The organism is Lactobacillus gigeriorum DSM 23908 = CRBIP 24.85, assembly GCF_000296855.1.
GTDB classification, from domain to species: domain Bacteria; phylum Bacillota; class Bacilli; order Lactobacillales; family Lactobacillaceae; genus Lactobacillus; species Lactobacillus gigeriorum.
The window spans coordinates 1-2,404 of the sequence record NZ_CAKC01000058.1 but is presented as its reverse complement, the minus strand read 5'-3'; the positions used below and the strand labels follow the sequence as shown (position 1 = coordinate 2,404).

Annotated in this window: 4 protein-coding genes; all 4 read left to right on the top strand. The window is 34.6% G+C overall.

Annotation, left to right across the window (positions count from 1 at the left end; genetic code table 11):
* The first annotated feature begins 191 nt into the window (after positions 1-191).
* Positions 192-1,367 carry an FtsW/RodA/SpoVE family cell cycle protein gene (locus tag BN52_RS05405; RefSeq protein ID WP_008473323.1) on the top strand — a complete coding sequence of 392 codons (1,176 nt, stop codon included), beginning with the start codon at positions 192-194 and terminating at the stop codon, positions 1,365-1,367.
* A 2-nt stretch (positions 1,368-1,369) separates the two neighbouring features.
* Complete coding sequence (locus BN52_RS05400) at positions 1,370-1,711, top strand: DUF2129 domain-containing protein (protein WP_008473322.1); 342 nt, start codon at positions 1,370-1,372, stop codon at positions 1,709-1,711.
* Positions 1,708-2,265, top strand: a complete 558-nt coding sequence (rsmD, locus tag BN52_RS05395) for a 16S rRNA (guanine(966)-N(2))-methyltransferase RsmD (RefSeq protein WP_008473320.1) — start codon at positions 1,708-1,710, stop codon at positions 2,263-2,265. Before BN52_RS05400 ends, rsmD begins: the two co-directional genes overlap by 4 nt.
* Positions 2,262-2,404 (top strand): adenylyltransferase/cytidyltransferase family protein (locus BN52_RS05390; RefSeq protein ID WP_040473429.1); only part of this gene is annotated, 143 nt, incomplete at its 3' end. The genes rsmD and BN52_RS05390, both read left to right, overlap by 4 nt.

Below are 2,404 nucleotides of genomic sequence, written 5' to 3'. Positions count from 1 at the left end.
ATTACAAATGTAGCGCCGGATACGGAACCGTACGTCCGGTGCAATGAGAGGGGCGAGAATTAAACTCCCTCTACTCTATTATATAAAAAAATAGTAAAGCAAATTGTAAAAATAATACATTGCATTTCCAGTAGCTCTTAAAAAGGCTTATAATTAAGAATAATAATCTTTTATAAGGAGCGAGTTTATTCGTGATACGAAAGCTGCGTTATCTAAATTGGAATATATTAATTCCATATATTATTTTAGTAATAACAGGGGTTGTGCTAGTTTATTCTACAAGCTCATATATATTGTTAATTAATGGGTTCAATCCAGCTACCTATGGAATGAAACAAGCAATGTATGCAGTAATGGCTTTTGTTATTGGAGCCTTTATCTTTTCTTTGAAATTGAACGTTTTTAAAAATAAAAAAACAATTATGTGGGCTTTAGTAATCAGTCTTGCACTACTAGGCTTTTTGGTTATACTAAAAATTTTTAAAGGAGAAGCTGCAGCCGTAAATGGTGCTGTTGGTTGGATTAACTTGGGATTTATGAACTTGCAGCCAGTTGAGGTTGCTAAGTTAGGTTTAGTATTATATTTAGCTTTCGTATTAGATAAACGAGATGGTACCTTAATAAGTGGTCAAATTTGGGAAAATTTGATGCATCCTTTAATTTTGACTGGCCTTATGATGATGCTAGTAATCGTAGAACCCGACTTTGGTGGAACAGCAATTTTGTTTTTGATTGCCTTTGTTATGGTTCTGGTATCAGGAATTCCTACAAAAATTGCTCTAAAAATGTTATTAGCCTTAGCATTATTTGTTATTGGGGGCTTTTGCTTAATTATTTGGTGGAATCCTAAATTTTTACAGGAAAAATATCAATTTCAAAGGTTATTAGCTTTTTTACATCCATTTAAATTGGAAAAAGATGCTGGTGCACAGTTAGTTAACTCATATTACGCAATTCATAACGGTGGCTTGTTTGGTGTAGGACTGGGAAATAGCATGCAGAAAAAAGGCTACCTTCCTGAACCATATACTGATTTTATTCTTTCGGTCACTGCTGAAGAAATTGGTGTAGTTGGAGCGATTATTATTCTGTTCGTCTTATTCTATCTAATGTGGCAAATCATGGAAGTTGGTGTTCATGCAGAATCACAATTTAATGCTTTGGTATGTTATGGGATTATGACGATTATTCTTTCTGAAACTGTCTTTAATGTTGGAGCGTTATTAGGATTGCTCCCAATCACTGGTGTAACATTGCCTTTTATTTCTTATGGTGGTTCATCAATGATAATTTTGACAATTTGTATTGGCTTAGTTCTCAATATTTCTGCCAATGAAAAAATTCGAAAAATAGCTAAGGAGGGATAGGGTTGAGCATTAATCAAGATTTAAAAGAAGCTGGATTGACCCAGAGAATGGGTCTGATAGTTTATCTAGTAAATCCGCGAGAACAATATAAATTGCGGTATTATGGTGATATTGTTTATTTTTCTAATAAGATGAACTATTGTGTTATTTACCTTAATAGTGACGATGAGGATTTGATTGACGAAATTAAAGAACTTAGTTTTGTCAAAAAAGTAGAGAAGGCTGCAACTGAGAGCTTGAATTTGGATAGCCAATATATTGAAAATCAGATAGCAAAAATGGCAGAAGAAACCGAAGCGGAACTAGAAAAGAGACAAACTGAAGGGGTTGAATTGTTAAATTGAGAATAATCTCTGGAAAATATGCTAAAAGAAATTTATATACGTTAAAGAGCAATAAGACTCGTCCTACGAGCGATAAGGTAAAAGAATCACTCTTTAACTCATTAGGTCAATTTTTTACAGGTGGACAGGTTCTCGATTTATATGCAGGTAGTGGAGCTCTTGGCATTGAAGCTGTATCTCGTGGTTTTGATCATGCAGTGCTAGTTGATATTAATTATGCGGCTGTAGAGATTATCAAAAAGAATGTTGACCTAACTAAGGAACCGGACAAATTTACTGTCTATAAGCGTTCAAGTGCTGCTGCGATAAAGGAGCTAGAAAAGTCTGGTAAATTCCACTTTGATTTGGTGTTCTTGGATCCACCTTATGCCAAACAGCAAATTCTGACGGATATTTCAAAATTGACTAAAGCAGGATTGATTAATGACGGTGCAAGAATTGTTGCTGAAACTGACGATCAAACTACATTAGATCTTCCAGATGGATACAAATTTGAAAAAGAGCATCATTTAGGAAAAACCATTGTTAGAATTTACAAGAGGGAAGAAGCATGACAGTAGCAATTTTTCCGGGAAGTTTTGATCCAGTTACTAACGGACACCTAGAAGTAATAACCAAGGCTGCTAAACTCTTTGATCAATTGTATGTGGTTGTGATGACTAATACGGCAAAGAAGTATCTGTTCACAGAGGC